Source organism: Micromonospora aridisoli (assembly GCF_056150025.1).
In genome coordinates this window covers 18,855-37,560 of the sequence record NZ_JAXCFK010000001.1, presented here as the reverse complement: position 1 = coordinate 37,560, position 18,706 = coordinate 18,855, and the positions used below count along the sequence as shown (strand labels likewise).

Below are 18,706 nucleotides of genomic sequence, written 5' to 3'. Positions count from 1 at the left end.
GGGGTCCGGGGCACGACCTTCGGCGACCGTCAGGGCGGGGGGCGCAATGCTCGCAGCTCGTTCAGGTGCCGGGGCAGGTGCACGCGGGTGTGCAGGTCGATCGTGCGGCCCCACGGTAGCGGCTCGTCGATGACGAGTTCGAACCCCTCGCGCAGGTGTGTCTCGACCGGGGTGTCCGCCGCCGGGCCGAGCTGGGCCACCAGCGTCACCAGCCGTTCGCTGGTGGCGCGCAGCCGGGTGGTGAGCCCGCCGAGGCCGCCGCACTCGGCGGCCAGCTCGTCCAGTTCCGGCCGGTGGACCTCGTCCAGGTCGTAGAAGGCGTACGGCGCTCCGGCGAGCACCGCCTCGGTGGCCTCGCGCATCAACTCGTCGCTGGCAACCAGGTGCGCCACGATCTGCTCGGCGCTGTACCGGCCGGGCGGGGGCGGTCCGAACCCGCCCACGTCGGCCTCGGCCAGCACCGCGTCGTACGCCCGCCGCAGCCCGTCGACCTCCACCCACCCGAGCCTAGTCGCGGCGTACGTGCCGGTCAGGCCGACAGCACGCCTCGGGTGACCGTACGGCTGATCCGGGCGACCAGCTTGCGCGGGCGGCGCGGTTGCAGGTGCGCGCCGACGAAGTTGCCCGCCCCGGGGACCACGTAGCCCCGGTTGCGGTCGAGCGCCCGCAGCGCCCGGGCCACCACCGCCTGCGGGGTCTGCATCCGGCCGCCGATCGCGGCGTCACGGGTGCCGATCGCGGTGAAGAAGTCGGTGTCCACCGGGCCGGGACACAGCGCCAACACCCGGACGCCCCGATCGCGGTACTCGCTCCACAGGGCCAGGCTGAAGTTGAGCACGAACGCCTTGGCGGCACTGTAGACGGCGAAGTACGCCGAGGGCTGGAAACCGGCGGTCGAGGCGACGTTCATCACCGCTCCCCGGCCCCGGGCCAGCATGCCGGGGACCAGCGCGTGGGTCAGGTCGGTCAGCGCGACCACGTTGACCATGAGCTGGTCGTGGTCACGCCGCGCGGAGATCTCCTCGAACCGGCCGCAGGTGCCGAAGCCGGCGTTGTTGACCAGCAGGCCCACCGCCAGGTCCCGGGCGGCCAGCGCGTCGACCAGACGCTCGGCGGCGTCCGGCTCGGCGAGATCCTGCCCGATCACCTCGACCGGCACGCCGTGGGCCTGCCGCAGCTCGGTGGCGAGTGTCCGCATCCGGTCGACCGAGCGGGCGACCAGCACCAGCGGATGCCCCCGAGCGGCGAGTTGACGAGCGAATTCAGCGCCGATCCCGGAGGAGGCGCCGGTAACGAGAGCGACATCTGTCATGCGTCAGAGAGTATCCGATGAGGCCCATAAATGAAACACCGTGTTGCAGATAAAGCGAGAAAGGGTCGTCGGAGTATCGTTTCCCCTCGACCGGGAGGAGGCAGCGTGGCCGAAGGACAGCGGCGGCTGCGGGCGGACGCCGAGCGCAGCGCCCGCACCATCGTCGAGGCGGCCGAACGGGTGCTCGCGGAGGACCCGAACGCCACCGTCGAACAGATCGCCGAGGCCGCCGGGGTGGCCCGCACCACCGTGCACCGGCGCTTCGCCAGTCGCGAGGCGCTGATCATGTCCATGACCCACACGGCGTGGGAGCAGATCGGCGCCGCGGTCGCCGCCGCCCGGCCCGCGACCGCACCGCCACTGGTCGCGCTCCACCAGGCCACCGCCAACATCCTCGACATCAAGTCCCGCTGGCGGTTCGCGCTCGGCCAGGCCGTCGCCGACGCCGCCACCACCGACATCCAGCAGAAGGTCTTCGCTGGCTGTGAGCTGGCCCTACGCCGCGCGCGCGAGGCCGGCGTGCTGCGTCCCGACGTCGACCTCGACTGGACCCGGCGGGTCTACCTGGCGTTGATCGACGAGACGATGCACGGGCAGCCGGCACCGAACGACGATCCGGACACCCTCGCCACCCGGATCCTGGACACGCTCCTGTACGGCACGGCCCCGCGCTCCTGAGCGACGGACCCGGCGTCGACCGCGGACGGGCCCCGCGTCGACGGCGGGCTCAGCGTCGGCCGCGGCGGGCCCGTAGGTAGTCGCTGACCACGTACTCGCCCAGGTCGTCGGCGTCCGGCGTGAAGACCCGGCCGCCGCTGCGCCGGGCCACCGCGTCGACGAACCGGCGCAGTCCGGGATCATCGCCGAGCATGAAGAGGTTCAGGGTGGCCCCGTAGCGGCCGAGCCGGTCCACCTCCCGGATGGTCGCCTCGATCGTCTCCGGCGACGACGGCCACGCGAACAGCGCCTCACCGTCGTCCGGGTCGAGGTGGGCGGTGGGTTCCCCGTCGGTGACCACCAGCACCACCGGCTCCGCGTCCGGATGACGCCGCAGGTGGCGACCGGCCAGCCGTAACGCGTGTTGCAGGTTGGTGCCCTGCGTCATGTCCGGCTCGACCGCGGCCAGCTCCTGCTGCGTCAGCGTCGCCGCCTGCCGGCCGAATCCGATGATCTGCAACGCGTCCTGGGGAAACCGGGTCGCCATCAGATGGGCCAGGGCCAGCCCCGTCTGCTTCATCGGCCCCCACCGCCCCTGCGAGATCATCGAGTACGACAGGTCGACGCAGAGCGCCACCGCCGCCGACGCCCGTCGTTCGGTCTCCACGACCTCGAAGTCCTCCACGGCCAGCTGCACCGGCACGCCCGGCCCGGCGCGGCGGACCGCGCGGGTCAGCGTCCGCACCACGTCCAGCGGCTGCTCGTCGCCGTATTCCCAGGGGCGTGACGCACCGGTCACCTCACCGGCCGCGCCGGCCGAACGCAGGTCGTGCTGACCGCGTGGGCCGGCGGTCAGCTCGGCGAAGACCTGCCGCAGCGCGGTACCACCGAGCCGACGCAGCGCCTTCGGGCTCAGCGTCAGGCCCTCGGCATCACGGGTCACCCACCCCTGCCGGCGCAGTTCCCGCTCCAGCTCGCGGAGCCGCCGTACGTCGTCGGCCGCGTCGCGGCCGAGCGTCCGGGCCACCGTGTCGACGTCGATGTCGTCCAGGGTCGCCCCGGGATGCGCCTGGCTCAGCTGGTCGAGCAGGTCGTCCAGTTCGGCGACGTCGTCGAGCACTCCGGTCGCCTCGCCGTAGCCCAGCGGCTGGCCGCCCTGCGCCCGCTCGCCCCGCCCCCAGCGCAGGTCGGGTCGCAGGGCTCGCAGGTTCTCCTCCAGGGTGGCCAGCTCGCCGGCGAGCCGGTCACCGAGGGACTCGCGCATCAGGCCGGCCAGTTCCTCCCGCTGCCGCTGCGACAGCGAGTTCATCAGCCGTTGCCCGGCCGCCGCGCGCCGCGCCAGCAGGTCGATCAGCTCGTCGACGTCGCGCGGTCGCTCCGGGAAGAACTCGCCGTGCCGGCGCATGAACTCGGCGAACGCGTCGGTGGTGTCCTCCGCGCGGGCGTGGCGGGCCAGCAGGGCGTTGAGGTCCCGCGTCATCTCGGCCACCCGCTCCTGCACCGCCGGGTCGCCGGCCAGCCGCGCCGACTCGCGCAACCCGGCGAAGCGCTGGCCGAGCACGTCGTCGCGCAGTCCGTCGAGGATCCGCTGGTAGGTCTGCCGGGCCTCGGCGCTCGCCCACCGGTAGTCGGACAGCTCCCGGACCGCCTGTGCGGTGGAGCGGGGCAGGTTCTCCAGCACCGTCTCGGCGAAGCGGGCCGTCTCGTCGTCCCGGCCGGCCAGCTCGTCCCGTTCGGCGGCCAGGGCCTGATCGAGCAGGGCACGCGCCCGGGTCACCGCACCGTCGAGGTCACCCCGGCGCAACGCCTCGCGCCGCAGCCGGCGGGCGCGGGCGGTGAGCCCGTCCAGCCCGCCACGCCCCTGCGGGCCCCGGCGCAGCAGATCCCGCAGCGCGTCACGGAGGCTGCCACCGGCCAGCACCTCGGCACCGACCTGGTCCACCGCGGCCTGCACGTCGTACGGCGGGGCGAGCGGATCGGGACCGCCGCGCCACTGCCCGTACCGGAACCGGTTGCCAGCCATGCTCAGTCCCGGCCGCCGTAGCGGGTCCGCCCGCTGTCGGTGACGTCCTTGCCCAACCGGCGGCTCAGATGCAGCCCCTCCAGCACGAACTCGACGGCCGCGGCGGCCTGCCCGGGGCTCGGCGCGTCGCCGATCCCGAGCCGGTCGAGCACCTTCGCCAGCCCCGGCACCGTGCCCACCTGACGCAGCAGGTCATCGGCCGAGACCAGCTCGCCGGTCTCGATCGCCTTCCCCTCCTCGACCAGCGCGGTGAAGCCGGACAGGTCCAGCCCGGCCAGCCGGGCCCGGAACGTCTCGGCGGTGGCGGTCCGCAACAGGTGACCGAGGAGTTCGATCTCCCGGCCCTCCTCGCCGCTCTCGAACTCCACCTTGCCGCGCAGCGTCGACGTCACCGACACCGCGTCCCCCACCCGCGCCACCGCCTCGGGTGAAAGGAAGGGCACCTTATTAACGTCTGCGGTAGAGGAAGGGCCCCCTGTTAACACCTCGTCACCGTCGGCCGACTCGACGCCGAGCAGGCACGCCCGGCGCAGCGCGGCCGCGGCGACGGTTTCCGCCGCGGCGATGGCGAACCGGGCGGAGACACCGGAGCGCGGGTCCACCGAGGGCGAGTCGCGTACCGCCCGGGCGAACCGGGCCAGCACCTCCAGCACGTGCTCCGGCACCTCGGCGACCAGGTCGGCCTCCTGCCGGATCAGGGCCAGCTCCAGTTCGAGATCGGTTGGGTAGTGGGTGCGGATCTCCGCGCCGAACCGGTCCTTGAGCGGAGTGATGATCCGGCCCCGGTTGGTGTAGTCCTCCGGGTTGGCGCTGGCCACCAGCAGCAGGTCCAGCGGCAGCCGCAGCTGGTAGCCACGCACCTGGATGTCGCGCTCCTCCAGCACGTTGAGCAGCGCCACCTGGATCCGCTCGGCCAGGTCGGGCAGTTCGTTGACCGCGAAGATGCCCCGGTTGGTGCGCGGCACCAGCCCGAAGTGGATCGTCTCGGGGTCGCCGAGCGTACGCCCCTGGGCCAGCCGGACCGGGTCCACGTCGCCGATCAGGTCGCCGACGCTGGTGTCCGGGGTGGCCAGCTTCTCGCCGTAGCGCAGCGAACGGTGCAGCCAGCCGACCGGCAGGTCGTCGCCGGCCTGGGCGACCAGCGCCCGGGACGTCGGGGTGACCGGGTGCAGCGGGTGTTCGTTGAGCACCGAGCCGGCGATCACCGGCGTCCACTCGTCGAGCAGCGCCACCAGCGACCGGATCAGCCTGGTCTTGCCCTGGCCCCGCTCGCCGAGCAGCACCATGTCGTGCCCGGCGAGCAGCGCCCGCTCCACCTCGGGCAGCACGGTGTCGTCGTACCCGACGATGCCGGCGAATCGAGGGGTGCCGTCGCGCATGCGGGCCTGGAGGTTGTCGCGCAACTCCTGCTTGACGGTGCGGTAGCGGTGCCCGGCGGCACGCAGCGCACCGAGCGTGGTGGGCAGGTCGGCGGGTGGGAGCGGCGAAACACGCGATGACTCACTCACCCCGCCCACGCTAGCGCGTACCTGCCGCCGTCAGCCTGGCGCGAGCGTGAACTCCGGGGTCCGTACCGCCGGCTGCCTGCTCAGGATTCGGCCGTGATTCGGGTGAGCGCGGCGTCGAGGGCGATCCGCTGGGTCCGCTCGCCGTAGGTCTCCGGATCGACGCAGGCGAGGGCGTTGAGCCCTTCCACGAGGGCCACCAGGCTGGTGGCGGTGGCCGCCGACTCGGCCCGACGCCAGTCCGGTCGGGCGGCGGCGACCAGCTCACGCACCCGGTCGACGAACCGGCGGTTGTAGTTGCGGTGCAGGTCGGCCAGGACCGGATCGGCCAACGCCGCGGCGAGGAAGCCGACCCAGACCCGGGCCTCCTCCCGCTTCTCCTCGGTCGGCGAGGCCGCCTGCAACAACACGGCCCGCAGCGCCTCCACGGGGGTGCCGGCGGTGGCCTGGGCGGCGTCGGCGCGCTGGCCGGTGCGGCGGTGCAGCAGCTCGCGGGCGTGCACGAGCAGGGCCTGCTTGTCGGCGAAGGTGTGCAGCACCATGCCGGTGGTGCAGCCGGCCCGCTCGGCGACGGCGCGCAGGGTGAGCCCGGGCAGGCCGCGTTCGGCCAGCACCGACCAGGTGGCCGCCGACAGGCGCCGCTGCTGGTCGGCGAGATCACGTCGTCTGGCCATCCGCGCCCCTTCCCCGGTCGACGGGCCATACCGTACCGTACGTTACGGTAACGCTCGTTACGGAAAGGCAGACCGTGCTCTCCATCGACCACGAACCCTGGGAGTCGCCCGACGCCGCCCGGCTGCGCGCCGCCCAGCGGGCCGAACTCGACGCCCGCTACGGCTGCGACGACCACGAGCCCGGCGCGCCGCCCACCGCCGAGACGGTCAGCGTCTTCCTGGTCGCCCGCGACGAGGGCGGCACCGCCGTCGGCTGCGGCGGCCTGCGGTTTCTCGCCCCCGGCTCCGCCGAGATCAAACGGATGTACGTCAGTCCACCGAACCGGGGCACCGGCGTGTCAACCGCCGTTCTGCGTGCCCTGGAGGAGGCCGCCCGCGAGGCCGGCGTGCGCACCCTGCTGCTGGAGACCGGCACCGCCCAGCCCGAGGCCATGCGCTTCTACGAACGCGAGGGTTACCGGCGCATCGACAACTTCGGGCCGTACCGGGGTGAGCCGCTCTCCGTCTGCTACGCCCGCGACCTGCCGTGAGTGCCCGGTCCGCCGTCCGCCCCGTGCCGGACGGCGGACCGGGCCCGCCGGTCACCCCTGCGCGCAGCGCCCGCAGACGCCCCGGCGGCGCAGGTGGTACGCGTACGCGGCGGCGCCGAGCGCGAGCCCCCACACCGGGAAGAACAGCAGCGGGGCGCCGGCCGCACCGAGCCCACGGCCCGGTTGCCAGAACTCGGGCAGGCTCAACGCGTTCAGGCCGGCCGCGGTGGCCAGGACCGCCACCACCGTCGCGGGAACCACGGCCAGCCGGACCGGCACCCGCCGGCCGGCCAGCCCCGGCATCCAGCGCGGGAACCGCTCACCCCAACGCTGCACCAGTCCGAGGGTGAGCACCGAGCCCACGGTGGCGAAGGCGCCCAGCCCGGCACCGGCCCAGACGGCACCGGTCTCCCACAGGTCGGCGAGGTCGTCGCGGGAGATGCCGAGCGGCACGCCGGCCAGCCAGGCGAACCGGGTCAGCGCGTAGCCGAAGGGGATCACCGCCGCGATCCAGGCGGCCCACCGGCCCCAGCGGGCGGCGGCCGCCCGGCCGGTCCAGCTCCGGTCGGTACCGTCGCGGCCACACCCCACGCAGGAGCCGGCGGTACGCCGCTGCCACACCAGCAGCGCCCCACTCAACAGCACGCCGCCCACCATCGCGGCGACCCGGGCGGCCAACGCCCAGGTGAAGACGTCGGCGTAGTCCACCGGCGGCCAGCCGAAGGGTGCACCGAGCAGCAGCATCGGCGCGTACCCGACCAGGGCCAGCACCTGGACGCCGGGGACCACCACGGCCAGCACGAACGCCACGGCCCAGCCGTAGCCGAGCAGCAGCAGCCGCAGCGGTCCGGCGGTACCGGTCGTCCGGCTGGCCAGGGCCAGCACGGCGGCGGTGAGCAGCGTCCCGGCGAAGAACGGTGGTCCCGCCTCCGTCGGGAGCAGCCGGAGCAGGGTCGAGTCGAGGTGCGGGTCGTCGACGCCGAACGGGTAGCCGGCGCCGGTGAGCGCCGACACCAGGGCCAGCAGCCCCCACAGGCCGAGCCAGCCGACGGCGAGTGGGGCGAGCAGGCCGGGACGGCGGGACGTGTCGCGATGTTCGGATGCGGCTACGGTCGTCATGCTTCCCAGCCTCGACCGGAGCGCCCGCCCCGCCCTCCCGTACGGCGGGGAACCCTCTCCCCCTCGTGGGGGACATCTCAGCCGCTGGGGACGACGAACCCCGACTCGTACGCGGCGATCACCGCCTGGGTGCGGTCGCGCACCCCGAGCTTGGTCAGCACGTTTCCGACATGGGTCTTGACCGTCTCGACGCCGACCACCAGGCGCCCCGCGATCTCCGGATTGGAGAGTCCGGCGGCCATCAGCCGCAGCACCTCCGCCTCCCGTTCGGTGAGCCGGGCCGCCCGCAGCCCGTCGGCGTCCCGCCGCCCGTACGCCCCGACCAGCCGACGGATCGCGGCCGGGAAGAGCAGCGAGTCGCCGCGGGCCACCACCCGTACCGCCGCCACGACCTCCGCCGGTCGGGCCCGCTTGAGCAGGAACCCGCTGGCTCCGGCGCGCAGCGCCTCGTAGACGTACTCGTCGCTGGCGAACGTGGTGATGACCAGCACCCGGGGCGGCTCGGCGGAGGTGGCCAGCAGGTGCCGGGTGGCCTGGATGCCGTCGATCCCCGGCATCCGCACGTCCATCAGCACCACCTGCGGTCGGTGCCGGGCGACCAGCGCCGGCACCTCCGCCCCGTCGGCGGCCTCCGCCACGACCCGCAGGTCCGGCTGGGCGTCGAGGATGGTCCGCAACCCGACCCGGACCAGTTCGTCGTCGTCGACGATCAGCACGTCCACACTCATCCGTCCACTCCGATCGGCAGCCGCACCCGTACCCGCCACCGGTCCCCCTCCGCACCGGCGGTCATCCCGCCGCCGAGCAGCAGCACCCGCTCCCGCATGCCGACCAGCCCTCGACCGCCGGCGGGGGCGGTCGAGGGGTCGGGTCCCGGTTCGGCAAGGGCGTTGACCAGCTCGATCTCCAGCGCGTCCGGCACCACGTCGACCCGCAGGGACGTCGCTCCTCGGCCGTGCCGGGCGGCGTTGGTCAACCCCTCCTGCACGATCCGGTAGCCCTCCCGGGAGACCACCGGCGGCAGGCTGTCCACCGGTCCGCGTACCAGGCTGTTCACCGGCGTGCCGGCCGCCCTGGTGTCGGCGACCAGCCGGTCCAGGTCGGACAGGGTCCGTTGCGGCGCGACGACCGCCGGCTCCCCGGTCTCCCGCAGCAGCCCGAGCACATGGTCCAGGTCGTCCATCGCTCGCCGCCCGGTCTCCTCGATGGCGGTCAGCGCCCGGCGGACGTACTCCGGGTCGTTGTCGAGCACCTCGCGCGCCGCGCCGGCCTGAAGGGTGGCGACGGTCAACGCGTGGCCGACCGAGTCGTGCAGTTCCCGGGCCAGGCGGTTGCGTTCGGCCAGCCGTGCCGCCCTCGCCTCCAGCGCGGCGATCCGCTCGGCCGGAGCCGGGCCCAGCAGCACGGGGGCCATCGACGCGGCCAGCGCGCCGAGCCCGGCCACGATGTAGCCGAGAGCGACCAGCACGAGCACCCCGATGAGGCTCAACCAGCCGCTGTCGCCGCCGTCCAACGGTCCGAACCGCTCGGCATCGGAGATTCCGACGTCCATACCGGCCTGCGCGACGATGAACGCCAGTGCCATCGGCACCGCGCTGAACAGTGCGGCCACCACCAGTGCGCCACTGGTCAGGTGCAGCCCGATCCAGAGTGCGGCGCGGATCCGGGTCTCCCGGTCGAGCCGGCGGCCGGGCAGCGGTTCAGGTAGCTCGACCCCGAGCAGCCCTCGGACCGCGGCTATCTCCAGCGCGCGGCTCCCGCCGAGGAAGACCGGTACGACCGCGATGGTGGCCGCCGGCACCAGCAGCACCAGGACCAGCGACCGGGGCGCGTCGGAGGTGAGGAAGAGCTGCGCGAAGCTCACCCCGAGCACCGCGTACGGCAGCGCCAGCACCCCGCCCAGCAAGAGGAACACGCCGCGCCGCCAGGTGGTGCCGGCGACCAGCGGACGCAGCACCGCACGAGGGTCCATCGCCCCATGATGCCGGTGGCCCATCGGCCGGCCGCCGCCACCTGGGATACGACAGTTCAGCGGGCTGCCACGCCCCGCTTCCACACCTATACTCGCGGTGAAGCTCCCGCCGCCACGGCCGCTGGAAACTGGCCCACCGGCGACAGCCACGACCCAGCCACCCCATGGCCAGAGTCCCAGGCGCGGAGGTGCGGTGCTGTACTTCTTCCTCAGCTACGCCAGAGGCGACGAGGACGCGCTCGTCCAACGGTTCTACGAGGATCTCAGTGCAGAGGTGCGGCTGATCGCCGGTCTGTCCCGCGACGAACGGGTCGGGTTCGTCGACCGGACGATCCTGCTCGGCGAACGCTGGCCGCAGCGGTTGGTCGAGGCGCTCGGCAGCTGCCGGTCCTTCCTCGCCCTGATGACACCACGGTATTTCCAGAGCCGGGTGTGCGGGCAGGAGTGGCAGCTCTTCGCCGAGCGCACCGCCCGGTTCGAGAGCCAGCGACGGGTCGACACCTCGTTGCTCAAGCCTCTGATGTGGATTCCCGCACAGCCCGGGCGGATCCACCCGGTGGCCCGTCCGTTGCAGTACTCCTCCGACAGCCTCGGCGACCTCTACCAGCGCCTCGGCGTGCGGCAGCTGATGCGGCTGCAGCGGCACAGCGACGACTACCGCACCTTCCTGTTCGAGCTGGCCAGCCAGATCGTGGCCAGCGTCGAGGCCAATCCGCTGCCGGAACAGCACCGCGCGGTCGACCTCCAGTCCGTCGAGAGCGCCTTCCATCCGCAGGAGGCCACCAACGGGACCGACCGGGCCACCGCCACCGACGGGGACGCGACCAACCCGATGCTGGTGCACTTCGTGGTGGCCGCGACCAACCGGGACGAGATGCGCGGGATACGCCAGCACGTCACGGTGTACGGCGACGATCCGTTGCAGTGGGCGCCCTACCGACCGCCGATGCCGGAGCCACTTGTCGACTACGCCCGGGAGATCGCCGCCGGCCGCAGCTACCAGTCCACCGTGGTGGAGGTCGACAAGCTGCCCCGCAGCGCCGAGCTGGCCGCCCGCTACAACCAGATCCTCGTGCTGATCGTCGACGCCTGGATGACCCGCCTACCGCAACGACGGCAGGCCTTGGTCGCGCACGCCTCGGCGGCGCTGGGCCACCGGCGTGCCGCCACCGCTGTCCTCATTCCCAGCAGTCGCGACGACCCGGAGACCCGCGAGCACTGGCAGGACCTCTCCCGCGCGTGCCGGGAGATCTTCGAGGAGTTCACCTCGGACGACGAGCTCTACCGGTCGAACATCATCACCCACCGGGCCTTCGAGGAGGAACTGCCGGAGGTGCTGGAGGTCGCCCGGAACCGGGTGTTCAGTCGAGGTTCGGTACACCGGCCGCCCGACCCGTCGACGGACACTACGCCGCCCCGGCTGGACGGCCCATGGGCGCCCGACGACCAGCCTGAACGGGAGGACCAGCGTGACGAGCAGTGACCCGGTCGCGACGGCCGCCGGCAGGGAAGGCCGGATCATCACGTTCTACTCGTACAAGGGCGGCACCGGACGCACCATGGCGCTGGCGAACGTGGCCTGGATCCTCGCCGCGAACGGCCACCGGGTGCTCGCCGTGGACTGGGACCTGGAATCCCCCGGCCTGCACCGCTACTTCCATCCGTTCCTGCTCGACAAGGACCTGCGCACCTCGCGCGGGGTGATCGACATGGCGCGGGACTACGCCGACGCCGCGGTCCGTCCGATGGACGAGACGGAGGACCCGGACTGGATCGGCACCGCGGCCGACGTGCTGCGACACGCGGTGTCGCTGGAGTGGCGCTTCCCGACGCCGCACCGCGACGTCACCGGCGGTGCCCACCCGGTCCGCCCCGGATTCCTGGACCTGCTCCCCGCCGGGCGTCAGGATCCGTCGTACACGAAGGCGGTCAGCACCTTCAACTGGCAGGCGTTCTTCGAGAAGCTCGGCGGCAACACCTTCCTGGACGCGCTGGCCGCGAGTATGCGGGCGAACTACGACTACGTGCTGATCGACAGCCGGACGGGGGTCAGCGACGGTGCCGGCATCTGCACCGTGCGGCTGCCCGACGCGGTCGTCACCTCCTTCACGCTCAACGAGCAGAGCATCGACGGAGCCGCCGCGGTGGCCCGGTCGATCGTCCGGCAGCGCGGCGACCGGCCCGTACGGATCCTGCCGGTGCCGATGCGGGTCGACAACGCCGAGCAGCTCAAGCTGGAGGCCGGCCGGGACCAGGCGCGCCGGCGGTTCACCCCGCTACTGCCCCGGCTCTCGCCGGAGGAGAGCGACCGGTACTGGGGGGAGGTCGAGATCCCTTACCAGCCCTACTACGCCTACGAGGAGATCCTGGCCACGTTCGGGGACCGGGCCCACCACGAGGCGACCCTGCTCGCCGCGTACGAGCGGTTGACCCGCGCGATCACCGACGGCGAGGTCGAGGACCTGCCCCCGCTGGACGACCGGCTCCGCCGCACCTGGCTGGCGAAGTTCGAGCGGCAGCGGCTCGTCGGCGCGGCCCCCGACGTCTTCGTCAGCTACGCGGCCCTGGACCGGGCCTGGGCGGAGTGGATCTGCGACGAGCTCCGCGCGGCCGGGTTGCGGGCGGTCATGCGGGAGGTCGACTTTCCCGCCAACCCGTCGGGCGGCGACCGGTCCACGGTCGGTCTGAACGACGCCGCCCGGCTCGTCGTACTGCTGTCCCAGGAGTACATGCAGTCGCCGAACGCCGCCGAGCTGTGGAGTCAGGCCACCGCCCACGACCCCACCACCGGCACCAGCTACCTGGTGCCGGTACGGCTGGACAACTCCCGCGCTCCCGGGTTGTTCCTGGAACGCATACCGGTCGACCTGGTGGGGGTCAACGAGCAGGAGGCGACGGCCCGGCTGCTGGAGGCGTTGGACCATCCCGCCCGCCCTGCCCCGGATCCGGAGGATGCCCAGCGACGCCGCCGCTTCCCGGGAAACGAGCCGCCGGTCTGGCGGGTTCCGCTGCCACGCAACGTCCAGTTCGTGGGGCGCGGTCCGCTGCTGGAGGAGATGCGGGACTGGCTGTCCAGTTCGGACGCCGGGCACGTGCCGCTGGCGCTGCACGGTCTCGGCGGTGTCGGCAAGAGCCAGATCGCGCTGGAGTACGCCTACCGGTTCCGCGCCGAGTACGACATCGTCTGGTGGATCTCGGCGCAGCAACCGAGCGTGCTGCGTCTCGCCCTGGGCGCGCTCGCCGACCGGCTGGCCGTCGAACTCGACGCACCGCTGAGCGGCAGCGTGAGCGAACGAGTCACCTGGGTCCTCGACGTGCTGCGTCGCGGCGTGCCGTTCCGGCGCTGGCTGCTCATCCTCGACAACGCCGACGACCCCTCGGAACTGCACGACCTGATCCCGCAGGGGCCCGGGCACGTCCTGGTCACCACCCGCAACCAGGCCTGGGCCCGGCCCGCCCGGATGCTGGAGGTCGGTGCCTTCGACCGGGAGGAGAGCCTCGCCCTGCTGCGGCGACGGGCCCGGCATCTGGCCGACGGCGACGCCGACCTGATCGCCGACCGGCTCGGCGACCTGCCGCTGGCCATCGAGCAGGCCGGCGCGTGGCTGGACACCACGGGCGAAGCACCGGCCCAGTATCTCGCCCGGGTCCGGCGCTACCTGCCGGACATGCTCGCCGAGGAACTGCCACCCGACTACCAGCAGACCGGTGCCCAGCCGTGGATGGTCTCGCTGGACAGCCTGCGGGAACGCAACCCGGCGGCGGCGAAGCTGCTGGAGGTCTGCGCCTTCTTCGCCAGCGAACCGATCCCGATGTCGCTGATCAACGGCGACCGCTTCATCAACGTGCTGCTCTCCTACGACCCGGCGCTGCGCGACCCGCTGCTGATGGGTCGAACACTGCGCGACATCGGCCGGTACGCGCTGGCCCGCATCGACAGCGTGCGCGGCGGCGGCCGGGGGCGCGGTCAGGAACGTACCGACGAGGCCGGCCAGACCAGCCTGCGCATGCACCCGCTGGTGCAGGAGCTGATCCGGGAGTCCCTCTCGGAGCAGGAGAAGGACGAGAACCGTCAGCACGTGCACGCCATCCTGGCCGCCGCGAATCCCAAGGATCCCGACAAGCCCGACAACTGGCCGGTGTACGCGGAGCTGTGGCCGCACCTGCTGCCGTCGCGGACGCTCACCTCGGACCAGCCGGAGGTCCGGCAGCTGTTGCTCGACGTGGCCCGCTACATGTGGATCCGGGTGGGCTTCGCCTCCTGCGCCGAGCTGGCCGAACAGGCGATCGCGCGGTGGCAGCGACGGTACGGCCCGGACGATCCCCAGACGTTGATGATGCGGTTCCAACTGGCCAACGCCCTGCGTCTGGAGGCCCGTTACCAGGAGGCCTACGACATCGACCGCGACGTCTACGACCGGCTGCGCCGCAGCCTCGGCGAGGACCACGAGTACACCGTGATCGCGGCCGGTAGCCTCGCCGCCGACCTGCGGGCGCTCGGCCACTTCGAACGGGCCCGGGAGCTGGACACCCGCACCGAGGAACTGGCCCGGGAGGTGTTCGGTGAGGACCATCCACGAGCGCTGATCGCGGCGCACAACCTGGCCATCTCGCTGCGCCTGGTCGGTGACCTGCGCGGTGCCCTACGCCGCAACGAACGCACCCTGGCCCGGCGCCGGGAGACGCTCGGTCCGATGCACCCCTTCACCCTCTTCTCCGCCGGTGAGTACGGCCGCGACCTGCGCGACACCGGTGACCTCGTCGAGTCCCGCCGGGTGCTGGAGGCCGCGGTGGAGGCGAACCGGCTGGTGCTGGGCGAGGAGGACCCGGAAACCCTGCGGGCGTTGAAGAACTACGCGGTGACCCTGCGCAAGCTCGGCGAGTTGGAGCGAGCGCACGCGCTGAGTACGGACGTGCTGGTGCGCTCCCGCCGCCGGCACAGCCCGGACCACCCGGACGTGCAGGCCAGCGCGATGAACCTGGCCTGCGACGAGTCGGCGATCGGGGACGACGCCGGAGCGCTTCGCCGGGCCCGTCCGGTGCACCGCTGGTACCGGGAGAACATGGGCGAGGACCACCTGTTCACCCTCGCGTACGCCAACAATCTGGCGATCTTCCTGCGCAAGGCCGGTGACGCGGAGGCCGCCTTCGCCCTCTCCGAGGAGGTGGTCGCGCGCCTCAGCGCGCGGATCGGTGCGGACCATCCGTACACCCTGGCGGCCAACATCAACCTGGCGAACTGCTGGTTCGGCCGCCGTCAGTTCCCGGAGGCCCTGGCCAGCGACCAGGAAGCCTACGAGCGCAGCCGGCGGATCCTCGGGCCCGGGCACCCCGACACCCTGGCGGTGGCGAACAATCTCGCCACCAGCCTGAGCGTCACCGGCGACCACGCTGCCGCCCGGTCGCTGCGGGAGCAGGTCATGCCGCTGTTCCGTCGGGTGCTCGGTGAGGAGCACCCGAACACCATCGCCCTGGTCGAGGCGAACCGGCTCAACTGCGACCTGGAGCCGCCGCCGACCTGACCGATGCCGGCTCACCCGGCCGGTGCCCGCCCTGCCGCAGACCGCCCGGCAACGGTGCGTCCGGAGCGGAGACGCACGTCACCGGGGCCAGCCAGCGGGACAACTCCAGCGGGTCCGGCGCTTCCGCTGTCTCCGCGAGCGTGCACAGGACCGCACGGCACAGCTCCGGGTCGGCGTGCAGGGCCGCCTCGGCGGTCGGCAGCCGATTGTCGGCGAGCGTCAGGCCGACCCAGGCCGCTACCTGGTCCGGCCGCCGCCGCACCTGTCGCTGGTACCACGCCCGCGCGGTGAGGTGCTCGCCGGCGGCCAACGCCAGGTCGCCGTCGGAGGCTTCGGGGAGCGCCTCGGCGAGGCGTTCGGCACCATTGCGCAACCGCTCGAAGCGCGCCGGATCCGCCAACCGCAGCCGGACCAGGTCCAGCCGGGGACTGCGGCTCAGCCACCTGCCGTCGGCGGGCCGTACCGCGACCGGGACGGTCATCGCGGGGCAGGTCACGCCCGCCCGCCACGCCTCGGCGAGCCGCCGCACCAGCCGGTCGTCCGGTCGCCGGTTACGCAGCCGCCACACCGTCCAGTGGTCGTCGGCGGCCTCCCGGGCCAGCGCGGCGGCCTCGGCCGGCACCGCCTCGTCCCGCCAACCGTCGATGACCTCGCCCAGCCCGGCGACGAACCGGTGGCCGGCCACGGTCAACCGCCCGTGCGCCCGGATGTCGGCGCAGGTCCGGCCGACCCGGTCCCGCCAACGCGCGAACTCCACCTCGGCCAGCCGGATCCGGTCGGGCGGGACGACGGTCCGCCGGACACGCCAGAACTCCGTCACCGCGACGAAGGCGTAGACCCCGTGCAGGGCGGCGCCGAGCGGGCGGGGATCGTCCCGCCAGGGCGCGTAGTAGTACCGCCGGTCGTCCGGGTCGTGGAGCGGCTCGATGTCGATGGCGGCACCGAGCTTCGCGTGCTGGAACTCGTGCAGCAGGCCGAGGGCCAGCGCCGTACCGTCGGCAGGCGGGGTCATCGAGACCGCACCGAAGGCGTCCATGCTGGTGACGTTCACCCCGGCGCTGGCCGAGTCGGCCTGCAACGGCACGATCACCCGCAGCCCCTCGGAGATCGCCTCGGCGTGCCCGCGGTGGTGCCGTACCAGCATCGGCCAGGCCTCGTCGAGCATCCGCTGCCACCGATCGACCGCGGTCGTGTCCAGCCGACCGGTCGCGCAGAGCCGGTGGCAGTCGCGGTACGGGTCGAGATCGTCGAGCCACAGTTCGAGGCGGAGACCGTCGGCGTCGCTGGCCAGCCGATGCAGGCCGGACCAGCCGTCGCGGCCGACGCCCGCACCAGCCGGTCGGTGGTCGTCCGACGACGGCACCTCGACGGCTCCCACCCGCACCCGGTCCCCCGACCGGGACACCGTCACCGAGTCGGTGTCGCAGCGTGCCCGTCCGAGGGACGGCAGGAAGACCTCACCGTCGGGCGCCGGGAGGGTCAGCTCGAAGTCCAGGCCGGCCCGGATCGCTGCCGTCGCGGCCAGCGCGCCGAGATAGTCCAGGTCGACCTCGGCCGCACGGTCCGGCTCGGGCGGCAACTCCAGCCCGTCGGTGGTGCGACCGGGTGTCGCGGGGGCCGTGGGGCGACCGGCACGCAGCCGGCGCAGGGTGGCCGCCAGCCACGCGCCGGTGTGCGGCAGGGCCAGCACCGCCGGTCCGACCGCCGGATCCCGCCGGACCGCGGCGCTGAGCAGCGCGAAGTGACCTCCGGTCCGCGCCGGGCCGGTCAGGTCGAGCACCGCGCGCAGTTGCAGCATCCGCTTGCTGACCTGCCCGGCACGCAGCACACGTACGAGATCGGCGCTGCCCGGGCCGGCGGCGAGCGCGGCGAGATCGGCCGGCCGTAGCCGGTGGTGACCGGTCACCGGCCCCGACTCCGCAGCCCGGCCAGATCCGACCGCAGCCGGCCCGAGACGTGCTCGATGAGCAGGCGCAGGTCGTGGCAGTACACGGAGGGATTGCGGAAGCTGCCGGCCCGGTACCGGTGGGGGTAGTTGCCGCCGCCGCAGACCAGGTGGACGGGACAGACCCGGCAGTCGTCGGCGAGCGCGGACAGGCCCGCCTGGCGTGCGGCCACGGCGGGGTGGCGCAGCACCTCGTCGAAGGAGTGGTCGAAGACCGTCAGGTCGGTGTCGACCGCCCCGGGATAGCTGGACCTGAGGGTGTCGACCTGTTCGTACCCGCCGTCGGTGTTGACCACGACGGCGGCGACCGGGCTCAACCCCACCGACTCGGTGCGGCTGCTCCCGCCGAGCAACAGATTGATCAGCTCCTCGAAGAGCCGGACCCGGGTGCGCCGCACCGGCACGTCGTACCACGCGTCGAAGGCGGCACGGAGCCAGCTGCCGTACGCGTCAGCGCTTGCCGCCGGTCGGGGCGGCGGGGAGTCCCAGTTGGCGTGCGGCAGCAGGAAGTCCACCATCGGCGGGCGGTACGCCAGCAACGCCTCGTAGGTTCGGCGCGGGTCGGCGTCGAGGTCCACCACGCAGAGAATGCCCGCGTAGGCGCCGGGCCGGTCGGCCAGCAGGCGCAACGCCCGGTCGACGTGGTCGAAGCTGCCGCGGCCGGAGGCGTACCTGCGGTGCCGGTCGTTGGCGGACCGATCGCCGTCCAAGCTCACCCCGACCAGCACCCCCGCGTCGGCCAGTACGGCCAGCGTCCGCTCGTCGAGCAGGGTTCCGTTGGTCTGCACGCTGACCCGGGCGGCGGCGGGACGCAGGGCGGCCCGCAACCGCTCGGCCATCCGAGCCAGCGTCGCGGCCCCGGCCAGCAACGGCTCACCGCCGTGCAGCACGATGCGCGCCGTACCCAGCTCGTGCGCGTGGACGTGCTCGGCCACCCGTCGGCAGGTCAGCTCGAAGATGTCGGTGGACATCAGGGGTGGGTCGGTGCGGGCACTGCGGTCCGCCAACTCGTACATGTAGCAGTAGTCGCAGGCCAGGTTACATCTGCTGTGGACCTTGAGAATGAACTCGGAGAAGGGCACCGGCCGCGCCGGTGCCGGGAGGTCCACCAGCGTCCGGCCACGCCCCTCGCCCGGCACGGTCACATCGCCGAGTTCCACCCGGCGACCGCGTCCTGCGGGCGGTCGACTTCCTCTAGGATCCGGCGCAGCGAGCAGGCGAACGGCGACCCGTCCAGCTCCGGCAGCTCGGCGAGGCTCACGTCGCTGAGGTCCACCAGGACTCCAGGGGAGTCGTCTTCCGTCGTATCCATAGTGATCCGTCCACCCGCGAAAGAAACTCGCGCCCGAATGAGCGATGACTTGTGCGGGAGCCGCCGGACCAGAGCCCGTCCCTACCGCCGAACCCGCCAACGAACCGGGCCATCGTAGCGGCACAGCGCAACGCG

General features: G+C 73.0%; 15 protein-coding genes. 4 read left to right on the top strand and 11 right to left on the bottom strand.

Annotation, left to right across the window (positions count from 1 at the left end):
• Window positions 1-29: 29 nt before the first annotated feature.
• Window positions 30-497 (bottom strand): hypothetical protein, encoded by a 468-nt coding sequence (locus tag SM447_RS00175; protein WP_474570653.1) that lies wholly within the window; start codon window positions 495-497, stop codon window positions 30-32.
• 32 nt (window positions 498-529) lie between these two features.
• The gene (locus tag SM447_RS00170) at window positions 530-1,312 is read right to left on the bottom strand and encodes an SDR family NAD(P)-dependent oxidoreductase (protein WP_474570652.1); all 783 of its coding nucleotides are present in this window, start codon (window positions 1,310-1,312) and stop codon (window positions 530-532) included.
• A gap of 105 nt (window positions 1,313-1,417) precedes the next feature.
• Here SM447_RS00170 and SM447_RS00165 point away from each other — a divergent pair, with 105 nt between their 5' ends.
• Window positions 1,418-1,990, top strand: a complete 573-nt coding sequence (locus tag SM447_RS00165; protein WP_474570651.1) for a TetR/AcrR family transcriptional regulator — start codon at window positions 1,418-1,420, stop codon at window positions 1,988-1,990.
• 49 nt (window positions 1,991-2,039) lie between these two features.
• Here the strand turns inward: SM447_RS00165 and SM447_RS00160 are convergent, their stop codons facing one another.
• The 3 genes from SM447_RS00160 to SM447_RS00150 form a co-directional block, all read right to left on the bottom strand.
• Complete coding sequence (locus SM447_RS00160; protein ID WP_474570650.1) at window positions 2,040-3,992, bottom strand: vWA domain-containing protein; 1,953 nt, start codon at window positions 3,990-3,992, stop codon at window positions 2,040-2,042.
• Between the two features lie 2 nt (window positions 3,993-3,994).
• The gene (locus SM447_RS00155; protein WP_474570649.1) at window positions 3,995-5,500 is read right to left on the bottom strand and encodes a magnesium chelatase ATPase subunit I; all 1,506 of its coding nucleotides are present in this window, start codon (window positions 5,498-5,500) and stop codon (window positions 3,995-3,997) included.
• A gap of 80 nt (window positions 5,501-5,580) precedes the next feature.
• On the bottom strand, window positions 5,581-6,171 hold the full coding sequence (locus tag SM447_RS00150) for a TetR/AcrR family transcriptional regulator (RefSeq protein ID WP_474570648.1): 591 nt from the start codon (window positions 6,169-6,171) through the stop codon (window positions 5,581-5,583).
• Window positions 6,172-6,245: 74 nt separating this feature from the next.
• Here SM447_RS00150 and SM447_RS00145 point away from each other — a divergent pair, with 74 nt between their 5' ends.
• Complete coding sequence (locus SM447_RS00145) at window positions 6,246-6,701, top strand: GNAT family N-acetyltransferase (RefSeq protein ID WP_474570647.1); 456 nt, start codon at window positions 6,246-6,248, stop codon at window positions 6,699-6,701.
• Between the two features lie 51 nt (window positions 6,702-6,752).
• Here SM447_RS00145 and SM447_RS00140 read toward each other — a convergent pair whose 3' ends face one another.
• From SM447_RS00140 to SM447_RS00130, 3 genes are all read right to left on the bottom strand, one after another.
• Window positions 6,753-7,820: a hypothetical protein gene (locus SM447_RS00140; protein WP_474570646.1), complete on the bottom strand. Its 1,068-nt coding sequence runs from the start codon at window positions 7,818-7,820 to the stop codon at window positions 6,753-6,755.
• A 77-nt stretch (window positions 7,821-7,897) separates the two neighbouring features.
• Complete coding sequence (locus SM447_RS00135; protein ID WP_474570645.1) at window positions 7,898-8,548, bottom strand: response regulator; 651 nt, start codon at window positions 8,546-8,548, stop codon at window positions 7,898-7,900.
• Window positions 8,545-9,792 (bottom strand): sensor histidine kinase, encoded by a 1,248-nt coding sequence (locus tag SM447_RS00130; RefSeq protein WP_474570644.1) that lies wholly within the window; start codon window positions 9,790-9,792, stop codon window positions 8,545-8,547. Before SM447_RS00130 ends, SM447_RS00135 begins: the two co-directional genes overlap by 4 nt.
• Before the next feature lie 193 nt (window positions 9,793-9,985).
• On the opposite strand from SM447_RS00130, the gene SM447_RS00125 reads away from it, so the two are divergent.
• Together SM447_RS00125 and fxsT are read left to right on the top strand one after the other, a co-directional pair.
• Window positions 9,986-11,275: a TIR-like protein FxsC gene (locus SM447_RS00125; protein ID WP_474570643.1), complete on the top strand. Its 1,290-nt coding sequence runs from the start codon at window positions 9,986-9,988 to the stop codon at window positions 11,273-11,275.
• Window positions 11,262-15,314, top strand: a complete 4,053-nt coding sequence (gene fxsT, locus SM447_RS00120) for an FxSxx-COOH system tetratricopeptide repeat protein (RefSeq protein WP_474570642.1) — start codon at window positions 11,262-11,264, stop codon at window positions 15,312-15,314. Before SM447_RS00125 ends, fxsT begins: the two co-directional genes overlap by 14 nt.
• Here the strand turns inward: fxsT and SM447_RS00115 are convergent.
• From SM447_RS00115 to fxsA, 3 genes are read right to left on the bottom strand one after another with little or no spacing between them, the layout of a single operon-like run.
• Window positions 15,283-17,220: an HEXXH motif domain-containing protein gene (locus tag SM447_RS00115; protein ID WP_474570641.1), complete on the bottom strand. Its 1,938-nt coding sequence runs from the start codon at window positions 17,218-17,220 to the stop codon at window positions 15,283-15,285. The two genes, fxsT and SM447_RS00115, sit on opposite strands and share 32 nt — an antisense overlap.
• On the bottom strand, window positions 17,217-18,419 hold the full coding sequence (locus SM447_RS00110; protein WP_474570640.1) for an FxsB family cyclophane-forming radical SAM/SPASM peptide maturase: 1,203 nt from the start codon (window positions 18,417-18,419) through the stop codon (window positions 17,217-17,219). Before SM447_RS00110 ends, SM447_RS00115 begins: the two co-directional genes overlap by 4 nt.
• Window positions 18,401-18,571, bottom strand: coding sequence for an FxSxx-COOH cyclophane-containing RiPP peptide (fxsA, locus tag SM447_RS00105; protein WP_474570639.1), 171 nt, complete (start codon window positions 18,569-18,571; stop codon window positions 18,401-18,403). Before fxsA ends, SM447_RS00110 begins: the two co-directional genes overlap by 19 nt.
• Window positions 18,572-18,706 lie beyond the last annotated feature (135 nt).

What these genes read in the sequence shown, in the direction of transcription:
- SM447_RS00135 (WP_474570645.1), bottom strand. Translation starts at nt 8,548, where the DNA reads ATGAGTGTGGACGTGCTGATCGTCGACGACGACGAACTGGTCCGGGTC.
- fxsA (WP_474570639.1), bottom strand. Translation starts at nt 18,571, where the DNA reads ATGGATACGACGGAAGACGACTCCCCTGGAGTCCTGGTGGACCTCAGC.
- SM447_RS00150 (WP_474570648.1), bottom strand. Translation starts at nt 6,171, where the DNA reads ATGGCCAGACGACGTGATCTCGCCGACCAGCAGCGGCGCCTGTCGGCG.
- SM447_RS00160 (WP_474570650.1), bottom strand. Translation starts at nt 3,992, where the DNA reads ATGGCTGGCAACCGGTTCCGGTACGGGCAGTGGCGCGGCGGTCCCGAT.
- SM447_RS00140 (WP_474570646.1), bottom strand. Translation starts at nt 7,820, where the DNA reads ATGACGACCGTAGCCGCATCCGAACATCGCGACACGTCCCGCCGTCCC.
- SM447_RS00170 (WP_474570652.1), bottom strand. Translation starts at nt 1,312, where the DNA reads ATGACAGATGTCGCTCTCGTTACCGGCGCCTCCTCCGGGATCGGCGCT.
- SM447_RS00130 (WP_474570644.1), bottom strand. Translation starts at nt 9,792, where the DNA reads ATGGACCCTCGTGCGGTGCTGCGTCCGCTGGTCGCCGGCACCACCTGG.